Annotated in this window: 12 protein-coding genes and 1 pseudogene; 9 read left to right on the top strand and 4 right to left on the bottom strand. The window is 62.7% G+C overall.

Going from position 1 to position 21,785, the window contains the following annotated elements; translation table 11 throughout:
* The 3 genes from KME78_RS07755 to KME78_RS07745 form a co-directional block, all read right to left on the bottom strand.
* On the bottom strand, positions 1 to 1,116 hold the full coding sequence (locus KME78_RS07755; protein ID WP_219528078.1) for an aromatic/alkene monooxygenase hydroxylase subunit beta: 1,116 nt from the start codon (positions 1,114 to 1,116) through the stop codon (positions 1 to 3).
* A gap of 13 nt (positions 1,117 to 1,129) precedes the next feature.
* On the bottom strand, positions 1,130 to 2,170 hold the full coding sequence (locus tag KME78_RS07750) for an FAD-binding oxidoreductase (protein ID WP_219528077.1): 1,041 nt from the start codon (positions 2,168 to 2,170) through the stop codon (positions 1,130 to 1,132).
* A 91-nt stretch (positions 2,171 to 2,261) separates the two neighbouring features.
* Positions 2,262 to 3,905 (bottom strand): ferritin family protein, encoded by a 1,644-nt coding sequence (locus KME78_RS07745; RefSeq protein WP_219528076.1) that lies wholly within the window; start codon positions 3,903 to 3,905, stop codon positions 2,262 to 2,264.
* A 213-nt stretch (positions 3,906 to 4,118) separates the two neighbouring features.
* Here KME78_RS07745 and KME78_RS67065 point away from each other — a divergent pair, with 213 nt between their 5' ends.
* Positions 4,119 to 5,918, top strand: a complete 1,800-nt coding sequence (locus tag KME78_RS67065) for a sigma-54-dependent Fis family transcriptional regulator (RefSeq protein WP_219528075.1) — start codon at positions 4,119 to 4,121, stop codon at positions 5,916 to 5,918.
* Between the two features lie 84 nt (positions 5,919 to 6,002).
* Here KME78_RS67065 and KME78_RS07735 read toward each other — a convergent pair whose 3' ends face one another.
* A complete protein-coding gene (locus tag KME78_RS07735; protein ID WP_308126841.1) occupies positions 6,003 to 7,886 on the bottom strand; it encodes a DNA/RNA helicase domain-containing protein in 1,884 nt (627 codons plus the stop codon).
* Positions 7,887 to 8,502: 616 nt separating this feature from the next.
* On the opposite strand from KME78_RS07735, the gene KME78_RS07730 reads away from it, so the two are divergent.
* From KME78_RS07730 to KME78_RS07700, 8 genes and pseudogenes are all read left to right on the top strand, one after another.
* Entirely contained in the window at positions 8,503 to 8,742 is a 240-nt protein-coding gene (locus KME78_RS07730) for a hypothetical protein (protein WP_219528074.1), read from the top strand.
* A 63-nt stretch (positions 8,743 to 8,805) separates the two neighbouring features.
* Positions 8,806 to 9,891, top strand: a complete 1,086-nt coding sequence (locus KME78_RS07725; RefSeq protein WP_219528073.1) for a scabin-related ADP-ribosyltransferase — start codon at positions 8,806 to 8,808, stop codon at positions 9,889 to 9,891.
* Positions 9,892 to 9,893: 2 nt separating this feature from the next.
* Positions 9,894 to 10,328 carry a hypothetical protein gene (locus KME78_RS07720; protein ID WP_219528072.1) on the top strand — a complete coding sequence of 145 codons (435 nt, stop codon included), beginning with the start codon at positions 9,894 to 9,896 and terminating at the stop codon, positions 10,326 to 10,328.
* 341 nt (positions 10,329 to 10,669) lie between these two features.
* Positions 10,670 to 10,780: pseudogene (locus KME78_RS64015) on the top strand (transposase); the annotation flags it as partial.
* A gap of 1,184 nt (positions 10,781 to 11,964) precedes the next feature.
* On the top strand, positions 11,965 to 15,126 hold the full coding sequence (gene dpdE / locus KME78_RS07715) for a protein DpdE (RefSeq protein WP_246650732.1): 3,162 nt from the start codon (positions 11,965 to 11,967) through the stop codon (positions 15,124 to 15,126).
* The gene (gene dpdF / locus KME78_RS07710; RefSeq protein WP_219528070.1) at positions 15,123 to 17,564 is read left to right on the top strand and encodes a protein DpdF; all 2,442 of its coding nucleotides are present in this window, start codon (positions 15,123 to 15,125) and stop codon (positions 17,562 to 17,564) included. Before dpdE ends, dpdF begins: the two co-directional genes overlap by 4 nt.
* A complete protein-coding gene (locus KME78_RS07705; protein WP_219528069.1) occupies positions 17,565 to 18,542 on the top strand; it encodes a hypothetical protein in 978 nt (325 codons plus the stop codon).
* Positions 18,539 to 21,478 (top strand): ATP-binding protein, encoded by a 2,940-nt coding sequence (locus tag KME78_RS07700; RefSeq protein ID WP_219528068.1) that lies wholly within the window; start codon positions 18,539 to 18,541, stop codon positions 21,476 to 21,478. Before KME78_RS07705 ends, KME78_RS07700 begins: the two co-directional genes overlap by 4 nt.
* Positions 21,479 to 21,785: the final 307 nt, after the last annotated feature.

Raw genomic sequence — 21,785 nt, 5'->3', positions numbered from 1 at the left:
TCACTGCTCCTTCGCCGCGATGAGGCCGAGGTCGGTGATCAGAGTCTGGAAATCGGCGGTCGCGGCGGCGTACGACTCCGCGAACGTGACCGCCCGGTCCGCCGGCTGCGACCAGATGGGCTGCAGCTCGTACGCGGCGCGCCGGCTGACCGGCACCCACTTGTCGAGCCAGCCCTGCATGACGGACCTGTTCTGCTCGCCGTGCTCGGCGTCGTTGGCCAGCAACGAGAACAGCGCGCGGGTGTAGCGCAGGTCGCGGGTGTAGTCGTTCTCGCCCGCGCCGATCAGCGTCGGGGTGATGTAGTCGCCGTTGCGTGCCGCGATCTGCATGATGAGGTCGCTGCGGAACAGCACCCCCACGAGCGGCTCGAACACCACGTTGGTCGCGAACACCGCCTCGGCCCAGTCCTCGACCGCGGTCAGCAGTTCCACGTTCTCCCGGACCCCTTGCCACGACGGGTTGTCCTTCCACGTGGCGCGGTGCGCGCCGCCGTCGAAGGCCTCAAGGGACTGGCTCAGATCCAGGTTGTACAGCGCGATGTCCTGCGCGAAGCGCAGCCGGTGGACGCTGTTCACGGCGATCGCATTGTTGATCATGTTGGTCGGCGCGGACCGCTGCGCGGACACGAAGACGTGCATGCCCAGCCCCTGCTCGGCGTGCATCCAGGCGCCGACGTTCTCGGCGACGAACCGGGTCCAGGTCGGCGACCAGTGCGCGTAGGCGCCGGCCTCCTTGGCGTTCTGGAGGTTGAGTTCGATCTGCCGCACCACGTTGGCGTTGTTGCGGTAGATCGTCTGCTCCCACTCCTCGTTCGGGTCGAGGAAGGCATGCCAGTTGCCACTCTTGAGCGCGGTCCAGTCGAGCGGGTAGCCGCCTTCGCCGTCCGCGAACCCGTAGATCCAGCCCTGGGTGAGGTGCCGCGCCGGGTCCGGCTGGACGTCGGTGGTAACGTCCTCGTAAACGGTGGCGCGCATCTTCTTCGGTTTGAAGTAGTTGTAGGACCTGCTGCTGGAGCTCGGGAATTCCAGCATCCCCGCCTCCGCGCCGGTGAACTCGGGCTTCGGGAAGCTGACGGGAGCCTGGTGCTGCCTTTTCTCCTTGGCCGGCGTGCTCATGAACAGCCTTCTTTCAGTCGTTGCCGGATTCGGCGGTGATGGTGAACTTGTCGAAGTGGATCTGCTCCCGCGGGACGCCCACCTCGCTCAGCAGTCCCAGTGCGGCGTCGATCATCGGGGGCGGCCCGCACAGGTAGACGTCGCACGACGACAGCGAATCCTCGTGCCGGCCGACGACGTCGTGGACGAAGCCGGTGGTGGCCTCGTTCCAGTCCTCGGGCCAGGACTCCGACAGGCACGGCACGAACGTCAGTTGTGGCAACCGTTCCCGCAGTTCCGCGATGTCCTCGAGCGAGATCAGGTCCGCTTCGGTGCGCGCGCCGTAGTAGAAGACGACCTCGCGCTCGTTCCGGCTCTCGGCCATCTGCCGCAGCAGGGCCAGCATCGGCGCCATCCCGGCGCCACCGGCCGCGAACACGAGCCTGCGTTCCGAGGAGGCCTTGAGGGTGAACGTCCCGTACGGGCCGGTCACGTCGAGCTTGTCGCCGACGTCCAGCTGTCCTTCCAGCAGACCGGAGAAGTGACCGCCGGGGTAGCGCTTGATGATGAATTCGAGCGTCCCGTCCGGGGACGCCGGCGCCGCCATCGAGAACGACCGGTGCTCGTCGTGGTCCGGGATCCGGATGTCGACGTACTGGCCGGGATAGAAGCGCAGCTCCCCCTCCACGATCCGCAGCACCAGCCGGGTGATGTCGCGGCTCAGGTCGGTCATCGACATGATCTCGGTGCTCACCGTCACCACCGGCAGCCCGGAGTGGATCATCTCCTCATCGAAGTTGATCAGCTCGACCTGCAGGTCGGAGTAGGCGTGCGACCGGCAGAGCAGGACATATCCCTCGTCGCTCTCGTAGTCGGCGAGCGCGAACGTCGAGTAGCGGTCCATCTGGACGTCGCCGTCGAGCAGGAACGACTTGCACGCCGAACACTGGCCTTCTTTACACCCATGCATGAGCATCACGCCCTGCCGGAACGCGGCGTCGAGAACGGTCTCGTCCTCGGACACCTCGATCTCGATGCCCACAGGCTCGAAACGCACTTTGTGCTGATCGTTCATCGCCTTGCCGCCCTTTCGACGCGGTTCGGGACCCGTGCAGCGCGAGGTGGGTGGTGTGCACTGCCCACCCCGCCCTGGTCCACGGCGTCGGTCACACGCCCGACGGCGTCCGGTTCGGGTTGGCCCGGTAGGAGGCGGCCCACGCCTCGCGCTCGGCGTCGGCCATCTCGTTGAGGGTCACGTTCGGGCTGCCGAACGGGATGCCGCGCATGTCGTCGAGCGTCCACAGCTTCTTGGGGTCGCTGAGGTCGAGGTGCGGTTGCGGGATGAGCGTCTTGCCGTCGTCCCGGACGTAGCCGAGGTCGGAGATGATGTCGGCGAGGTCCTGGCCGTGGTACAGCGTCTCCCACTCCCGCTTGCCGGTGAGCCGCCCCATGTTCGGGGTCTCCCTGCCCTCGTACACGGGCCGGAACGCCACCGCGTCGGTCCAGTGGCAGGTCTCCGAGCAGTAGGTGCGCCACTGGCCGTCGACCTTCTCGACGACCATGTCCTCGCGGATCAGCGCGGGCACCATGCACGTCCAGCAGCGGTGCGGGTACTCGTAGCCGACGTTCTCGAAGGCGATCGGCTTGTTCTTGCCGGGGTAGGCAAGCCGGTTGTAGGCCTCCCACCAGTTGCCGAACTGGTCGTACCAGCCGGGGTACTTGTGCTCGAACCACTCGAAGTCCGCGTCGGTCATGGCGTCGATCCGCCAGTAGTTGACCGGCCAGCCGGTCGCGAAGAACTGCGCGACGCGGTGCACGTAATGCTGGTTGTAGATCCGGTCCCATGCCTTCTCGACCAGGTCGTGCGGGATGACCAGGCCGTACTTCTCCAGCGGGATCAGGTAGCTGCGGTAGTAGTCGTCGTAGATCCACCGCCGCCACATCTCGGCGTAGGAGTCCCGGTCCTTGCGGCGGTCCTTCGTGCCGTACTCGATGAACGTGCCGATCGCCGCGTCCACGACGCAGTGGTTGTTCCACCAGGCGTAGCGCAGGTCCCGTTCCAGCAACTGGCGGTTGCCCTCGTCCGCCAGCGCCATCAGCAGGATCGAGTAGCCGTTGCTGATGTGCCGCGACTCGTCGGACTGCACCGAGTGGAACACCGTCGGAAGCAGGTAGTCGCCGTTGGCGGCCGCCTCGGACGGCATCGCCACGAACAGCGTGTTCGTGAACGCCGTCTCCGCGACCAGCGTCAAGTACACGTTCGCCGCGGTGATGGCGTCGCCGGTGATGAAGCCCTCGCCGAACTGGCGGCCGATGGTGCCGCAGTAGCTGTTGGCGAACGCCTTCTCGGTGATGTCGAACCCGGCCGGGTCGATGTAGTGGTTCATGTACAGGCGCTTGAGGTTCATCTGGATCGTCGAGTGCCGGACCTCGTCGATCATCTGCACCGCGAGCCCGTTGTGGATCTGCGGGTTGGGCACGGCGTCGATCGCCAGCGGCATCGCCCGCGCCGCCGAGATCTCCGGGAACGGGATGATGGACAGGAACAGCTTCTGCCACTCCATCCAGCGCTCCTGGACCTGCCGGAACATGTTCCCGCGAATCGCGCCGTCCATTGCGCCGAATACCCGGTTGTCCTTCTCCTCCTCCATCGGGAAGTAGGAGCGCAGGATCTGCTTCAGCGGGTCCTTCTTCGGCGACTTGTCGAACTTGTAGTCGGTGCCGAACTTCTTGGCCGGGGTGGCGAACGTCGGTTCCCACGACAATTCCGTGATCTTCTCGTGCGCCTTGCTCAGGCTCTGTCTGCTCACTGCGTGGTCCTCTCTCGACCTCTCTCGACACGGGATTCGGCGCCGCCGGCCGATGACCGTGGCGAAAACGCCGTCATCCACGAGCGGGCTTGTTGACGCGGGGTTGCTGACTCATGACACCCCGACTACGGGAGTGTTACCGTCTCAATCTGAGATCCCGGTCACACGCCCGACGCCTACTCTTGGAGAGAACGGCAATCCAGGGAGGCTCCCGTGGCGAAGGCCCTGAGCAGCGGATCCGCAGAGCCCGCACCCGCGGCGGCCAGCGACGCCGAGATCCGCCACGCCCGCGACAGCTTCCTCAGCGGCACCGGTGAGCGCGGTCCCCACGTCAGGTGGACGATCCTGGCGTCCTGGGAGCGGTCGCGGGACAACAACGTCGAGGCGGATCGGATCCTCGCCCCGTTCATCCGCGATCCCGATCTCGAAACGCCGTTGGCGCGCGGCGCGGCCCCCATTCTCGACATGCTGCACGAACAGTTGCGCGGTGAAGCGGTCAGCACGATCCTCACCGATCAAACCGGGCTGGTGCTCGATCGGCGGGTTTCCAGTCTCCAGATCAGCGAAGCCCTCGACGCGGTCCAGTTGGCGCCCGGTTTCAGCTATGCCGAGAAATTCGTCGGCACGAACGGAATCGGCACCGCCATCTCCAGCGGATCGTCCGCATTCGTCGACGGCAGCGAGCACTACGCGGGTCAGCTGGGCCAATTCGCCTGCGCGGGTATGCCCATCCGGCACCCGGTCCGCGGCAAGGTGATCGGCATCCTGGACATCACGGCGTGGCGACATACGCCCGGACCGCTGCTGACCGCGCTGGCGGCGTCCACCGCCCGCCAGATCGAGGCGGAACTGCACGCCCAGACCGGCATGCGCGAACTCGCGCTGGTGCACGAATACATGAAGATCTGCCAACGGTCGCCCGGGCCGGTGCTCGCGTTGAACAACGACGTGGTGATGATGAACGACGCACTCCGGCACCTGGTCGACCCCGCCGAGCAGCAGACGTTGATCGGCTACGCGGTCGACACGATGCGCGCGGACAAACGGCACGCGTTGCGGACGGTCGAGCTGCCCAGCGGGCGTACGGCACACCTGCGCTACTCCCCCGTGTCGACGGGTTCCGGGCTCGCGGGTGGCGTGTTCCGCATCCGGGTCGAACGACTTCCGGCACCACTGGCGGGCGGCGTCTCGCTGCACCGCACTCAGCGGATGAACCCACCCGGTCTGGCGGGCACCGGCCCGGCGTGGACGCGGTCGGTGCAGCAGGCCGCCGCGTGCTTCGCCACAGGTGACTGGTTCGTGATCGAGGGCGAAGCGGGTGCCGGCAAGTTCGCCCTGCTACGCGCGGTGCACCAGCAGCGCGAGCCCGGCAGACACTTCCGCGTCACCCAGCCGCCCGCCGCGGACGATTTCGACAGCTGGCTCGAAACCCTGACCGAGGACCTGACCACACCCGGCGCCACGGTCGTGCTCCGGCACGCCGAGCGGTTGTCCGAACAGCAGGCATCGGCGACGGCAGACCTGCTCACCGACCGCACATGGGACGCGGCGCGGATGGTCATCGCGCTCCAGACACCCGACGCCGTGGCGCCCCTGCGGTCCATCTTCCCGCGCACCGTCGAAGTTCCCGCGCTGCGCCACCACATCGACGACCTGCCCGACCTCGTGCACCACCTGCTCCGGCAGTTGACCAAGGACGACCAGCTGATGTGCTCGCCCCAGGCGCTGGCACAGCTGGCCCGGCTCGACTGGCCGGGCAACGTGAGCCAACTACGCGGGGTGCTCGCCACCACGATCAAGCACCGCCCCAAAGGCGTCGTCGATGTCGCCGACCTGCCGCCGGAATGCCGGTCGGCGAGCCATCGGCTGCTCACACCAATCGAGGCGCTCGAACGCGACGCCATCGTCAACGCGCTGCGGGACAACCAGGAGAACCCGACAAAAGCCGCGAAGGCGATCGGCATGTCACGAGCCACGATCTACCGGAAGATCCGCCAGTACGGCATCTCGTGACCCGGCAGAAGGATCTGGACACGATCTTCCTCGCCCTTCCTCGCGTGGAGTGGGCTGGGCAGGTTCAAGTCCTGCCCGAGGCCTTCATACACGCGGCTCCAGCAGCTTCGCGAGGAACTCCTGCGTTGCCGGATCGACCGAGTACACGGCAGTGCCCATCATGCCCCGAGTCAGCAGCACCTTGTACGTATTGCGGATCAGTCGGTCCGCGTGTTGGTCGCTGACCCCCCTCCGCCTCAGCTCCGGGTCCTTGCTGGCGCTGCGCACGGTGACCAACTTTCCGTCGCGATAGACGAGGTCCGGGCCGAAGATCACGCCGTTCCAGTCGTACTCGAAGCCCTGCGCGGTGTAGACGCACCCCACCTGCTCGAATCCACCGGGCGCCGAGGCCCATAAGGCACTGGCCGGAGCGTTCCCCACGGCCCTGTCGCCCTTGACGTTCCACGGCCGCACCCAGTCACCGATTCGTACATCGGCGACCAGGCTGTCATCTTCGTTCGGGGCACTCCAGGGCCAGCAGAACCCGGCCGTCATCCGCGCCGAGTACCCCGCTTCCAACTGGGCCCGCAGCAGAGCCTCCAGCTCGTAGGGCGACTCGGTGAGGGAAACCGCGAAATGGTCGTCGCCCGTCCACATCTCCGGAGCGTCGCCGTCCAGCCCCAGCAGGCGCAGCACCCACTCCTCGTACTTACGGCTCCCACCGCAGCGGAACTGCGCATCCAGATCGACCTGGTGCACAGCAAGGCCGAGAGAATCGGCGTGGGCGGTGATGTCGGCGACCCGCCCCATCTCGCCCGGCCGTACCACCTGATGCTCATCCAGCAGGAAGACCGGCACCCTCGCTGCGTTGATCAGCTCGTCCAGTTGTGGCCGGCCCGTTCGCTGGGCCGATTTGGTGAACCTGTTGGCCGAAGTCTCGCGAATGCGGTGGGCCTCGTCGCAGATGAGGACATCCAGATCATTGGGGTTGGCGGTCATGAAGTTGTTGAAGTACTTGAACATCGTCTTCATCCGGGTCGACCCCTTGGCGACAACACGCCTCATCGTCTCAGTGAAGGAGCGTGAACCAGTGGCATGCAGAGCCGAGTAACCACGGTCGGAGAGCTCACCCAGCAAGGACAACGCGATGACGCTCTTGCCGGAGCCAGGCCCGCCGGTAATGATCACCACCTGCTTCGAGTTGCCCGCTCGAGCCTTCTCCACTGCATGCAGCACCATCTCGTAGGCCAGGCGCTGTTCGGCCAACAGGACGAACTGATCGCGATTCTTGATCTCCCCGGCGGCGGCCTTGAGCAGTTGCTTGGACGGCCGGATGGAACTGGACAGCAGGCGATCGGCCGCCGCAGCCCCAGGATCGGGCGCGAACTGCGCCTTGAGATAGTCGACGAACTGGCCCCGGCGCGTCTTGCTGAAGAGCCGGGTGCGCTCGTCCTCGACGTGGTCATAGAGATCGTGGATGTCCGGGTCGCTGGCGTTGTGCAGGTAAGCCACCCCACGCACCGCATTCCAGTGCTGGTCCAAGGCTCCGACGAAGTCGGCCAGGTATTCGCAGTAGCCTCGCACCTGCACGACCGGGTGAAGCTTGGGCCGATCGCCCATGCCGGACACCAGAACGAGATCAGCGTCGTCCTCGTACAGCTCGGCCTGGCTCCACTGCTTGAGCTCGACGATCAGGTAAGAGTCAGCTCCCGTACGCCGGTCGTGCCCGGCGAGAATGACGTCGGCCCGCTTGCTGGTTAACGGCAGCTGGTACTCGATGAGTATCTCGACGCCACCGAGTCCGGCTTCGACCAGATCTCGAGCCAAAATCGGGATGCTCCGATCCCAGGACCTGCGTTCCCCCTTGCCCGGATTGATGCCTTGGGTAGCGCGCAGGTTCTCAGCGATCACATCGCTGAGGATGCGCTCGGGCACCGACTCAGACACCAACTGAACCAGGCTTTCCGCCGAATGCCGGAAAACGGCCACGGATGTACCCCCAGGCAGCACGAAAGACTCGTGCGGTATGGGGGCATGTCCGCTACCAGAGCGGAAGCCCGTCGGGCCGCATCACCGATACGTCCAGAAGATTACCGGGATCTTCCGTCTATCCGGTCCCGATGAGCCAACGAGAGTCTCGAACGGAGCACCAATCAATATCCCCATGTGGCCCGAGGATCTTGATCACGTGAGATAGCGAGATGATTTGGAAGGCATTGTTCGAGGTACGTAGCGAATCGCGGGACGGCCTGTAGCCGACGAGACGCCCACGCCTACGGTGCCATCGTGCAGCACCTTGCCCTCTTCGATCTCGACAGAACTCTCATCGACCTCGATACGGCGTTCTTGCATTGCGACGGAGTCGGTGGTCAGGGAACTGGATAGCGCCACCGCGGCCAGCGTCCGTGCTGTGAGCACGAGCTTACGCGTCTCCTGTCAGACGTAAGAGCGCGCCCGAACGAGAAGAGGCACCAGAGCCTCCCAGCGCATTATCTGAGATATCAGACCAATCCCGACGATTCGGTTGCCCTCCCTCCTGCCTTTGCAGTCCAATGGCTTCACATCTTGGTCTCGTGCTCGATCACCGCGCCCAAGGGAGCCGCGTATGACCCGGGAGCAAGTGGAACAGGCGTTACGCCGAGCAGAGCAACTGGTCGACGAGGCCCGGACCAGCCTCGACCGGGCCGTGTCGCTCATGTCGCAGGACATCTGGACTGGGCCGGCCGCGCAGCGCTTCGGCCACGAACTCACCGGTCAGCGCCAGGTCCTCGTCGCGGCATGCACGGAGGCAGTAGACGAACTCCGGGCGCTCCTCGCCCGTACGCCCATGGACAGCCCCGGCTAGGCCATGGGGGAACTTGAGGGCATGGTCCCTGAGGGAGTCAGGGCGCTGAAGGAAGCACTGCGCGTGGCTGAATCGTCGCTGGGTTCCATCGGGGACGAGTTATGGGAGTTGCTGCGTGGGGCCTGGCTGTCGCCGGTCTCGGCCAACAGGATCCGACAGGTAGCCGGGTGGGCCGGGCAGCAAGGGCCGGAGGTCAACCGGCGGTTGCTGATCCTGGAACGGATGGAACTCGACAAGCCGGAGATGTTCGGCGGCGGCAAGCCGGTCCTTGTCGACGAGTCGTTACTCGCCCCCGGAGCGGTCCTCCCGCTGACGGGAAACTTCTGGGACCGCATGGGCCAGCAACTCCAGGCCACCTTTGACCCGAACCTGAACTCCGGTAACCCGGTGACCGAACAGGTCAAGGGCGCCGTCGAGGGCGTAGCCGGGTTGGGCGAGATGGTGGTCAAGCTCTCCCCCAATCGTATGATCTTCGATCACATGGGATGGGAACGCAACATCAATGACCTTGCGCAGGCCGTGGTTTCGGGGGTTCAGGATCCGGCCGCGCTCGCCAAGTCGGCGGTGGACTGGGACACATGGGCGTCCAACCCTGACCGGGCGTTTGGCCGTCTCATCCCGGACATCGTGGCGGCCATCACGTCGGGCGCGTCCAGCAGCGTGGTCTCCGGCGGCAAGCGGGTGACTGGCGCCCTGGCGCGAGCCGCCGAGAGCGCGCGGGCTCACCCGCCACCGAAGACCTGGTTACTCAAGGGCGGGACCCCTGGACGCGTAGCCCAGGACGTAGCGCCGCTGTTCCGCGGCGATGGCCGCAGAGCAGAGAAGATATTCGAGAACGGTATGACCGCCCGCGACCCCGAGATGAGCATCGAACAACACATGACCGGCGGAAACGGGTTAATCGCAGCCTCCGAGAGCAAGAGTGTGGCCCGAGGGTTCGCGATCAGGCACAAGGGCTTCATCTATGAGATCGATGACTGGGGCAACGGCACGCCTGTGAAATACGGGGGCCGTGTCAAGTACCTGCTACCTGAGCAAGAGATCGTATTCACCAAGATCGAACCTGAGCAGATCAGAGGCGCTTGGAAATTGGGCAAGTTCGACGAGCCGGACACATGGCTTCCGAACCCGAACTATGTACCGAGGTGAGCATGTACAGGCTCGAACTGGTCGGCCTTGCAGACGAGTCACGTCTGCCATGCGTCGTGACCTTGCGAGACGCTGACGACGACATATGCGAGCTCCGCCTCGATCGGGAGGGCGCTCGGCCTCTGGTGTTCCGATCGCCGGTGGACTTCGAGGACACCCTGATCGAGCTGAGGAAGGAGCTTGAGCGCCAAGGCCTTCTCTTGCTGTGTAACAGGTTCCGACGGAACGCGTTCGTCTCCTCGATGGCCCGCCAGATGAGCACCGGCCTGTCGTGCTATCTGGTGAGCCCAGGCAAGCCAGTAGATCCCGAGAACGTCGTCGATTCCCTCGGCCCAGCCCCCCGGGAGGCCGTGGTCATCGCCGAGGAAGGCGCGAAGTACATCAGCGAATGGATCGCCGGCTTTGACGACGATGACGACGGGCCTAGCTGGAGATAGAGCTGATGACACGCCAGGTTGCGAGGTGGCACGCGGGGCGGGAACGCGGGAACAACTCGTCGCACCCGACGTAGCGACTCGGGGGCGACGAGGGCATCGGAGCACCCGTTGTAGCCGCCCGCGTCACGAACGCCCTCGCCCTGTACAGGCCGCTAGTCGGCATCGATCAGGCGGAGATCAGGCTCCACGGAACCGTGCTCTACAACTCCATCTACAGCGCAGACGATGAGCTTCCGATCAGAGTGTGGTTCGTGAGTCTATGCCCGTGATGTCGCGGTGTGATCGTATGGATTTGTAGCGTTACCGCCGGTTGGCGGGTCCGGTCGTGCTGTGATGGTCGAGTGACTGAGCGCAAGCCCTACCCCAGCGACTTAACCGACGCGCAGTGGGCATTGATCGAACCGGTGCTCACCGCATGGAAGGCCGACAGAATGATCACACCGGAGCCCGCCTACATGTCAGGTCGTACGGGAAACGACATGTCAGGTAGTACGCCGACAATCTCCTCGTGGTCTTTGATTTCCTCCAGCATGTCGTCTCTCCCGCCGTGGTCACTTGCGAGCGCCCTGCACAGGCTGCCCGCAAGAGCCGCTAGGACGGAGCGAATCTAATCCGCGTGCTCGAAGCACAGTGAAGGGCCCATGGCGCGACTCCGGCGTCCGACTAACAAACGACCTCAACGGGTCAAGCAGCTACGACGTCGGCGGGCAACCACCCCGATTTTCAGCCCAGAACGGGCATCCCGCCAGGGATATCGAGGACTAACAACGGCCTTGGACGATCACGGACGTAGGTGGACTGGGATCGCCCGATAGAGGCCCGTGACCAGCATGTCGAGGCGCCTGTGGACAGCTGTGGACGATTACGTTCTCACTCGTAATGAAGTGATCGGGTTGAGGCCGTGACGATCGCCCGCTCCGACTCTCCGCTGGCGCGCCGAAGCCGGCCAGGCGCGCCGCGGGCGCCGGTCGCCGGCGGCGGGAAAGAGTTCGTATCGAGGCCGAGCTCAGCAATAAGTTCCCGGCGCGATAGTTCCGACGCCGACGACTTTACCGAGTTGGGCCTCCACGGCGGGGTAAGGGCGATCGTGCCCTCGGTCTTGTGGGAGCGGCCCCGATCCGGGCGGTCAGGTCATCGGTACGCGTTCGCGCACCACAAGGCCGCTCTTTAACCGCAAGTGCAGCCACGGCATCTAACCGCGAACGCGCTGGTGGCTGGCTCCTTGGATCTGGGTGGATGTCGACCAGGCGAGGAGGCTGGAGAAACGATAGTCGCCCCCCAAGCAGAGACAGCATCGCCTCATTGCCTTCTCATCCTCGCGACAGCCGTGCTGGTAGTGGTCTTCGCGCTACAAATCACGCTGACCTTGCTGTTCGGCGTCGTGCGTCGAGTTCGCTTAGCCTGCCACGCGTCGCCGTAGACTGGCCCTGCGCAGCTCGCCACCGCCCTGACACTGCTCATGGCGGCTGCCTCAACATCACCACAGAACAAACCTCTAGCACGCACTTCTACCACTCGATCCGTCATCTGAGTACGCATCAGCCGGCCGATACCGGGGGAAATCCAGATAACAGAACGGATGACGCCTTCGCCAGGTGCTATGAGAAGTGCTACAAAAGATGTCTAGTTGCTGCGGATGCCGGAGGTCGTTGGGGCTGTGATGGGTCCATCGCTTACCAAAGAACCCTTTCCGGCCGTAAATATCCGCTTTGTCAGGGATAGCGAGCTGGGCTGGGGCCGCACCGACCCTGCCTCAGGAACGATCGCCTTCTTTGATTCGCCGATGCGATCTGAGGTGGTTCTGCCGGTGGCTGGCCGAACGTACCAGGCGGCTCGGCTACCTCCACAACAGAGGGTGTGGTGGTTTGATGGCGCGCGGTGGATCATAGGGCGGATCGACTCCCCCCGCAATGCGGAGGCCGATGCCTACTTCGTCCATCTGCCGAACGGCAGCACGAAGATCTTGCCCTCCGCTGAACTCCGCGTCCGTTGGTCCGTCCCACTAACGGACCCGCTCGGCCTGCTCAAGGCGGGCACAGTAGAGACCCGCTTTTTCCATACCCATAGGACTCGCTTCCTGCATACGGTATTGGAACAGCGCAGCGCCTCCCTCAGCCTCGGCGGGATTCTCTCGTCCGCTGTAGAGATTCACGATCATCAGGTCGGTGCGGCGCGCCGGGTGCTCGCGGACCCAATACCTCGCTATCTGCTGGCTGATGAGGTAGGCCTAGGCAAGACCATCGAGGCTGGCATGGTGCTCCGGCAGTTGCTGCTCGACATGGCAGGATCCGCAGTTGTCATTGTTCCTGACCAGGTCGTCGGGCAGTGGAAGCGAGAGCTCGCGATGAAGTTCCGGGTGCACTATCTTCCTGGGACAGTAGAGGTCATCGCGCATTCAGCAATCGGATCCATCCGACCTGAGCCGAGAATGCTCACGATCGTCGATGAGGCACACCGATTTACCGAACGAGTGAACTACGGTGGGAATAGTCCCCGCGACCAGCAATACGACGCACTGCGCACCATCAGCCATGCATCGAAGGCGCTTCTTCTGTTGAGCGCGACACCAGTTCGAAGTAACGAGGATGCCTTCCTGGGGCTACTGCACCTGCTGGATCCGGTGAACTATCCCCTGACAGACCTAGCCGCATTTAGGCACCGCGTAGAAATGCGCGATGACCTGGCCCAAGCCATGTCGGCGATCAACGCTGAGACTCCACTCCGCTATCTCGACGAGCCGCTAACCAAACTCTCCCAACTGCTACCGAACGACCCAGTGGCCAAGACACTCATTTCCGATGCTCGCCGGTGCATCGGAGCCGGAGTTGAGGACGAAGCTAGGAGGGAGATTAGTGCACTCCGTGTCTACATCTCCGAGACCTACAGACTGCACCGCCGGATGGTGCGCAATCGCCGCTCCACAGCGGTCAAGAAGGGCTTTCCCGCACGAGGCCGCCAGTTGGCAGACCCATGGCTTCTCCCAGATCCTGATCACCGCCGCCAGGATCTATTCGCCGCGTTTGACGACCTTCGTCTCGGCCTTGAGTTGGAGGAGCACCCCAAGGCGGGATACATTCTGCAGATCATTCTTGGACGCATTCTTGCACCCATCGTCTCACTTGAAGATCTTGTTAGGGCGCTACGGGGCAATCCAGATCACGACCTATCGGCCGGTGAACTAAATGCCGTTGACGACCTCATGCAATCGGTCACTGGTCAGGCATTCGCCGGTGATCTCGAACAAATTATGACCATGGCCACCGAAGCCGATCGGCTGTCTGCGGCAGTCGAGTGGGCCAGGCAACGGGTCGGGAGGCAGAAATACGCTGTTGCTTGCACGTTCCCGAATACTGCCCGCCTCGTTAATCAATTGCTAGTAAACGAGTTGGGTAGCCATCGCGTCACTGCTCTGCTTGAAAATCAAGGAGAAAGTCTTCGAAGCCGCCTGACAACTGAGTTCAAACGCAGTACGGAGCGAAGCATACTTGTCATCGACCGGTCCGCCGAAGAGGCGACTAATCTTCAATTGATCGAAGAAGTACTACACCTCAACATGCCCACGTTTAGCACCCACCTCGAGCAGCGCCTCGGCCGCTTCGACAGATGGAGCGAACTGCACAGCCCAGTGCGTTCCGTGACTTTCAGGGAAGCTTTCGCCATCGGGCGCGACCATATTGACGCCTGGACAATGACGCTAAACGACGTATTCGGCGCTTTCACCTCCTCGACGTCGACCCTGCAGTATGTCTTGACGGACCTTGAGCGCGAGTTCTTTCAGACGGCAGTTACCGAGACTCTTGCTGGTGCGCGAGAGCAGATGCTAGGAAAAGTCGGCGAGTTGACAATCCAGCATCGCCGGATATCTGGGCAAGATATCCTTGACAGCATCGAGGATCGGGCCCAAGACGAAGACTTAGCGCGGCGACTCGCCACCGTTGACGCTGGCCAACGCCAGATCGACAAGGCCGTTCATGGCTACCTAGTGGAGATGCTCCGCTTCTCTGTCTTTCCCGAAGACGATTACGTGCGTTTCGGTGTGAGTAAATCGAATCCGCCCTTGCTGACAGAGGATTGCGTGAGGGCAATCGGAACACAGGTGTTTAAACAGGGATACACCTCCGATCGCATCACGGCCGAGTCCGGCCTAGGTTTCCTACGCTGGGGCGAGCCATTGGTCAATGCCTTCGCCCAGGCGGCTGAGATCGACGATCGAGGGAAAGCCTTCGCAATCGAGGTCCAGTGGCCGTCCCGTCAGCCAGATCGAGAGCCTTGGGTAGCCTTCTGCTTCGATGTCAAGATTGCGCCTGCGCCGATCGACCTTTTCGGGGCCTTCGACCCCGACGGAACTCTCTACCGAGCGGTGCAGGCACGCACTGAGTCCTTTCTGCCGACCACCATGGAGCGGGTCTGGTGGCTGTTGGGCCGACGCGAAGGAGAACCCTCCCTAATTCGTGCTCTGGAGCAGGCGGAAGGAGTAAACCTTGGCAGCCGTCCCGAGCGTTTTCGCGAACTAACCGCCCCCTTCAATTGGCCTCGTGTTTGCGACGATGTGTTCCGGAGCGCCATGGCCGCCGTCCATGGTCGCGACCGCGTGATCCAGCGTCTCGACGAGGCACGTCGGCGGGCTACTGCCGCGCATGAATGGGAAAATGTGATCTTGCAGGCCCGGTCTCGCATCGACGGAGAGTCACCTTCAGATGAGACTGTCATGGCCGCCGTTAACCACTCCCTAGCCCATCCGGTGTTTAACCTCGATAGCTGTGGGGCGGCGTTCATCACTTGGGTGTTCCGCCCATGACTACCTACCCTTTGCAGGAGATAGCAGAAGCGTGCCCGCGCCTGGTCCGGCGGCTGAAGTCGGCCGGGAATCCGCGCCCGGCGGAGATTCTGCCGATGATCCGGTCAGTACTGGTCGCCCGGGGCTATCAGTCGGTCGCCGATTCCTCCGAACTGTCGGCAATATCAGCGGTCGAATGGCGCGCTCATGGCTTTGTAGGGGGAGAAGGGCATTCCTGGCGAGCCCAGCCATGGCTGCCCTTATGGCTGGACGCCCAAGGATCGGCACCTGACGAGGAGCCCGCTCGATGCTCCCCACGGAGACCCAACTGGCGATTGACCGCCGACCGTTTTTACGCCAGCGTGGCGAAACGGTCTGACTATCTGAGTCCTGGTCAAAAGGCCAGCGTCCGCGCGATCAGCGCAGCCCGCGGGGGCGACGCCATCATCTGTGTGCTTCCCACCGGATCTGGGAAGACGGACGTCATCCTTACTCGAGCAATCAGCAATCGTCCCCGGCAGACATGCCTCATTGTTCCCACCACTGCCCTTGCGCTAGACCTTGAGCGACGGGTTCAGGAGCTCACGGGGGAACAACTCCTGTTCGCCTATCACGGCGAACTGACCACGAGCGAGAAGAAAGAACTGGCGCAACGGGTGCGCGAGGGAACACAGTGGCTGATTATCTCTTCTCCCGAAGCGGCGTGCACCGTACTTGCGCGACATCTTGAAGAATCCGCAGCTGAGGGCAGGCTGGATCTACTCGCGATCGACGAAGCACACATCGTCGCGGAGTGGGGCGACACGTTCCGACCTGCCTTCCAGACATTCGCGGGACTGCGGCGGCGCTTGCTTGACCTTGCACCCACTGGCCGGAAACCCGTCACTGTGATGCTCACAGCAACCCTTGACGACTATGGCCTCGAGGCGCTGCGTCGCCTCTTTCCTGGAGAGAGCGAACTGCTGGTATCTGCGCAGGTGACCCGTCCGGAGCCAGCCTGGTGGATGAGCCACTGTGCGACAGAGGAAGAGAAGCGTGAGCGCTTCCTTGAAGCATGCCGGCACATGCCACGACCACTCATCGTCTACACCAGTTTGCATACCTCTGAGGACTCCACCAATGTGTCGACAGCCTTGTCCTGGCTTCGCGCTGCAGGGCTGAAGGCAATCGCCGGTGTATCAGGCGGCGTATCGGCACAGACACGTCAGGACGCTACTCGTGGTCTGCACCTCGCTGGTGACCAGGCCAAAGACCTCGACATTGTTGTGGCCACGTCAGCTTTTGGCCTTGGCATGGATGTCCCTGACGTACGGGGTGTGATTCACCTATGTGTGCCCGAGTCAGTGGATCGCCTGTACCAGGAAGTAGGCCGGAGCGGCCGAGATGGCAGAGCATCGGTCGCAATGGTCTTGTGGACTGACTCAGATGCCAAGGTCGCACAGGGGATGGCCGAAGCGAGGCTCATCGGAGATGAGAAGGCATGGAAGCGATGGCGCAGCATGAAGAGTCGAGGTGCCATTGAGGAGGGTGTACTAAAGGTGGATCTCACTGCGCCTACCGAGGACGTGACCTATCCATGGAGCGACGCCAACCGTTACTGGAACACACAGACTCTCTCCGCGATGGATCGTGCCAGGATGATCAGTGTGGAATGGCCGACTCCGCCGGGTGTCCCGGTTGATGCCACAGACGAGGCATTGCAGGAGATCTTTGCAACGCATCGAAACTCGATGTCTGTCCGTATCCGACATGGTGACCTCGCTGACGAAGCCACCTTCCGCAAGCGTTTCCGCGATGCACAGTCACTGAGTCGCGCAGCGGCGGCCGCGTCCCTGGAATCTGCGACGAAGATCCTCGATGGACTTGACAACTGCGTGAACCGCTACTTGGCTGATCACTACCGCCTCAGCATGGGATCTGGCATGCTCCCAACTATTCGACAGTGCGGAGGCTGTCCCTTCTGCCGAGCGCGTCGATTGCCGCCAGCGTTGCTGAAGCATCCTGTGAACCCGCTGTTCAACGGCGCCCTCACTGCTACGGCTGGTCTTAGGCTGCGCCGCCTGGCACCGGAAGGACGGCTATGTGTATGGACCGAGGGGCTTCAACCCGATGCCGTGCAGGAACTCATCAACCGCCTGGTCAGTCAAGGCGTCATAGCCCTGGTGACCGCGGGGCCATGGTCGCTGCATCCTCGCACGGCCCGATCCATCTGGTGGGAAGACACCGTCTCGGGCTGGCTGGCCGCCTCGAACAACGTGCTCGTTCCCACGCTTGTCCGGGTCGACGCGGGACAGCCGCCGGCGAGCGAGTGGGCACTCTTGCTGACCCAACTCTCGCGGGGACCGCTGACCGTTGTGCTATGCACCCGTGACGAACCGAGTCCCTTCGGTGGTCCAGCGTTACTAAGGGAATCCTGGGGCCCGGCTTACCACATCGATCACATTTTGCGAAGGCTATAGATGGCACTCCTCAACCCGCCGGATATCCTCCCTGAGGCGATGCGCTTTCTGGTGAGGGCGCTGGTCGCACTCCCGAAAGCGGAGGCAGAGCGGGAAGAACTTGTGAGCCTGGTGGCTCCTCGTGGCCTCGCAGAGGCAATGGACTCGATGGCCATCGGGGCGGCCGATCCTTCCGAGGCTGACCCGGATGACCTACGTGCGGGTGGCTCTATCATCGCCAGTGCCTCACTCGACGCGCTGCGGATGCTCGGCATGGTTGAGCAGTCAGGCAACCGAATCAAGCTGGCCACCGCAGAGGTAGAACGCTGGAAGGTCCCAGCCGACGTCACCCCTCGGAGCATGTTCCAAGCCTTGCTCGATGCAGTGATCACGGTGGCCGACTCGGATGCATCGAGCGGGGTGGGAGACTTCGTTCAAACGTTGGTTCTCCTACATACAGCCGGAGAGCCCTTGCGTCCGTTTGACAGATTCGAGTCCCCTGCGACCAGTCGTGACGGACGGAGCTTTGCAATCAGGCAAGAGCAAGTCCTCGGCTCCGAGCGCAAAGGCTGGCTGGTTCCGAACCGGGAACAGTGGTCATCGTTTCGCCGTTGGGCGTCGTACTTGGGACTCGCCCGTCCTGTGGGCAGCAGTGGACTTATTCCAGACGCTAGCGAGGCCTTGGCCTGCCTACTGCCGACGCTAGCGCCTGGCGACTACGATGTGCGTGACTTCGCTGCACGATGTGCATCAGCAGTTCCGATCCTGGATGGCAGGGGCTTGCAGTTCGGCCACGATCCGCAGTATGAGGGTGATCACGCGATACTCACCGGCGGTTTAACAGTTTCGCTCCTCCAACTCGAGGCGGACGGTTTCCTGACAATGGAAAGAAGGAGCGACGCAGGCGGCCGGACCCTTCGACTGCGTCCTGATGGGTCAGCCGATCGTATCGTCACCACGGTAGTTTGGGAAAAGACTCGAATTAGAGGTGACCTGTGACCGGGAATCGCGTCTGCTGGAATCGGGCAGCGGTCGACTTCGCCACGCAGGTAGACGTTGGTGGCCTAGAGGTAGACGACCCTCGCGCCGACGCCGTGTTTAACGCTATCCACCAGCAGTTGCCGGTATGCCGGGAGCAGGGCGGCCGCTCCGTCGAGGAAAGCGAGGAGGATGTCCTTCGCACCTTTACGCGGCCGATCACCTCGAATGAGCCGCTGTTGCTCTTCATCAAGGGTGAGAAGGGTACGGGGAAGAGCCATCTAGTGAGGTGGCTCAAGACTCGTCTAGGGGCTCGTCCGTCCTGGCATATCGTCTATATCGAGAAGCGGAACACATCGCTCCGCAGAGTAACAGAGAAAATTCTCGCAGGAATTGACACGCCTAAGGCGAGGCAACTCCGTGAGGAGCTTGAGCGCGCGTCGTCGGAGATCGCGAGCGCAGAAGAGGCGGTTAGCGCCCTGTTGGCCAGGCTCGACCACCTGGTGACATTCGACCCAGCCGCCGAAATCCGTGGCCTATCGGGCATGTCGGCAGCCGAACTCACCGACCTACGCCGTAAGACGCACCGACTGCTCGGTGACTACACCTTTCGCAATGCACTGAGCAGAAGCGACGGTCCAGTGCACCGGATCGTCCGCCTTGCTCGTGGCGGGGCAGAGCCATCAGAGGACATCGATGAGGCCGACCTTCATCTGACTGAGGCCGACCTACAGGTTGACCCGTCTGTCTTCGACGATCTCGGGCCAGAACTCCAAAACCTGGTGGGGTCTCTGGTGTCGAACCGACACCTACGTGCTGATATTGCCACCCTATGCGACTGGTACCTGCCACGCGCAAAGGCTGAGGTGTTCATGGGGCAGGGAACCGATCTGCTTAGCGTCTTCGAGGACGTGCGAGAGGAGATCGCTACCCGCGGGCAGGAACTCTGCCTACTGATCGAGGACCTCGTGTTGCTGCATGGCATCGACAAGCAACTGGCGCAGGCACTCACGATTCCTGCCTCCTCCCGGTTGTGTAAACTCCGTGCCGCGATTGCCGTGACATCCGGGTACCTAAACTCCCTGGACACCTTCACCGATCGAGGCGTGCAGTTCACTCTCAACATCAACCTCAAGGCCATCGGCCAAACAAGCCTGCGAGACTTCGTCGGCCGATACCTGAATGCGGGACGCCTGACCGATGCTGCGCTCAGTGACCCTGGGTCTCGCAACCAGAAACCCGACATCCCGAACGCATGCCTATCGTGCGAAGACCGACTCCGATGCCACGCAACCTTTGGCGCGTCAACGGACGACTATGGATTCTATCCCTTCAACGGCGCTGCCATCGACAGGTTGGTTGAACTAGCCAGCCCTGGCGACTTCCAGCCTAGGGAGATTCTCCGTGAGGTCATCCGGGGACCACTGGAGACTGCCGAAGAGGAGTTGCCATCGGGCGGAATATTCCCGTCTGGCCAATTCGCCAAGCCCCTGGACGACGTACGGCAATCAATCCCCCCAGGGATGCGAGCCGCTATTCGTCGTACTAATCATTCCAACGCCGATGCCGAACTGAGCCTGCGCGCCTTCTACGCTCAGTCACCACCAAACGCCGATCTGGCACTCGAAGCCGTCGCAGCCTATTTCGGCAGTCAACTGAGTAGTGGCATAGCCGGTGACCAAGATGACTTGGAGGAGAGGGACGATCCGCCGCGTAAACTGCAACGGCAACCGGCAAGCGAGATCGATCAGTGGGCCAACGGTGTTGGGTTGCTCACCTCTGGCAACGCAAATCGCGTTCGAAGATGGATCTGCGACGCAGTGATCGCCCACCTGCAGAACGGCCCATACGGAGTCGTCACCAGTAGGACCAAGGGGTCCAGGCCTGCCTGGCTGATCGGTTCTCACACACTGCGCCTGACTGACGTCCAAATTGACCGGGCGCAGGGCGGAGGTGCGGGCGAGAGCCCAATCCCATTCCGGATAGAGGCCACGGACGATAACGCCCTCCTTATCCAAGGAATCCTAGCGGCCGTCGATGGAAGCAGCTTGGACTCTGTAGATCAGGGGCGTTGGTTCTTCTACCTCCAGACAAGAATTAGCGCCTACGCGAGCAAACTCGCCCATCTGGCAACAGTCGATGCTGCGACCCTACCGGCCGCCGTGCAAGCGCTTGAGGTGCTGCGCTACGCGGCCATAGATCCCGGTCAGACAGTCTCCACCGCTCTGCCGGCGATGCTAATGCCGGTATCGCCGGCGGGGCAGCATCCGGTCGTCGAGAAGTTCCTCAAGGAGGTGCGGCCAGTTCGTGAAGAGGCGCTGGCAACTGTCCGAGCCCATGCCACGGCGGCCAAGGGAGCAGGAAAGCCATCGCTGTTCGACGTAGGCCCACTCTTGCGGCATATCCAGGCGCACCTGAAAGCACGGTCAGTTCAAAGGGAAACCGCCGCTGAAGACCATGACAGCCAATTGCTGAGGCAACTTCAAACTCGACAGTCGCGAGCGGCAGAACAAGCCTGGAACGACGTGGCACGAAGCGTCCAGGACGTGGGAAGATTCCTGGATCCAACTGAGGACCTGAGTGCTACCCTCAAGGTCGTCGATCGTCTCGTTAAGGAGTGCCATCCTCGGGGTCGATTGCCGCGCGCTGACTCCAAAGAGCAGTACGAAACGATTCGGAACCAAGTCGGTACTGAGGCTATGGAGTCCTATCGACGCCTCGGCATAAAGATTGCCAGCAAAATTGGACCCGGCGACCTCTGGGACATCCTCAATAATCCCATGCCACAACTGACCGCGCTTGGGCGCTTCGCACAAGTGACGAACGAACTTCTCTCCAGCCTGGAGCAAAACTTGACGGCTACGCAGATCACTGGAGCCGTAGACACAGATGCCCTGATACGAGAACTCCGAGACCTGGCCACACTGCTGGACAAGGCAAGTCAGGAAGCCCAGTGATGCCCTCACCAGAGTCGCTAGCCTCTCGAGCCGAAGCCCTGCTCAACCGACTGGCGCAAGTAGAGGCCCAGGAGGCCGACCAGCAGGCACGGGCCGAGATCGAGAAAGCTAGGATGCGAACTAGCAGAGCGCGCGAGGATCTAGATAATGCGTTGCGTGTAATCCCACTTCTTGCAGAACATGGGCTAACCCTGCCTGCAGCCCGCAAGGCGATAGCGGCCGAGCTTGCTAAGGCCCGAACTGCATTGCGGACAGCAGCGACCACAATCGTCGGGGCACCCATCGGAGATGTTGCCTCCCGAATACG

Origin of the sequence: Nonomuraea guangzhouensis, from assembly GCF_019396345.1 — a bacterium.
GTDB classification, from domain to species: Bacteria; Actinomycetota; Actinomycetes; order Streptosporangiales; family Streptosporangiaceae; genus Nonomuraea; species Nonomuraea guangzhouensis.
The sequence above is the reverse complement of the archived record's forward strand: the minus strand, read 5'-3'. Positions and strand labels throughout refer to the sequence as shown.

Excerpts from the sequence above, each read along its gene's own strand:
- dpdF (WP_219528070.1), top strand. The coding sequence starts at position 15,123 with ATGACTACCTACCCTTTGCAGGAGATAGCAGAAGCGTGCCCGCGCCTG.
- dpdE (WP_246650732.1), top strand. The coding sequence starts at position 11,965 with ATGCCGGAGGTCGTTGGGGCTGTGATGGGTCCATCGCTTACCAAAGAA.
- KME78_RS07705 (WP_219528069.1), top strand. The coding sequence starts at position 17,565 with ATGGCACTCCTCAACCCGCCGGATATCCTCCCTGAGGCGATGCGCTTT.
- KME78_RS07755 (WP_219528078.1), bottom strand. The coding sequence starts at position 1,116 with ATGAGCACGCCGGCCAAGGAGAAAAGGCAGCACCAGGCTCCCGTCAGC.
- KME78_RS07730 (WP_219528074.1), top strand. The coding sequence starts at position 8,503 with ATGACCCGGGAGCAAGTGGAACAGGCGTTACGCCGAGCAGAGCAACTG.
- KME78_RS07720 (WP_219528072.1), top strand. The coding sequence starts at position 9,894 with ATGTACAGGCTCGAACTGGTCGGCCTTGCAGACGAGTCACGTCTGCCA.
- KME78_RS07750 (WP_219528077.1), bottom strand. The coding sequence starts at position 2,170 with ATGAACGATCAGCACAAAGTGCGTTTCGAGCCTGTGGGCATCGAGATC.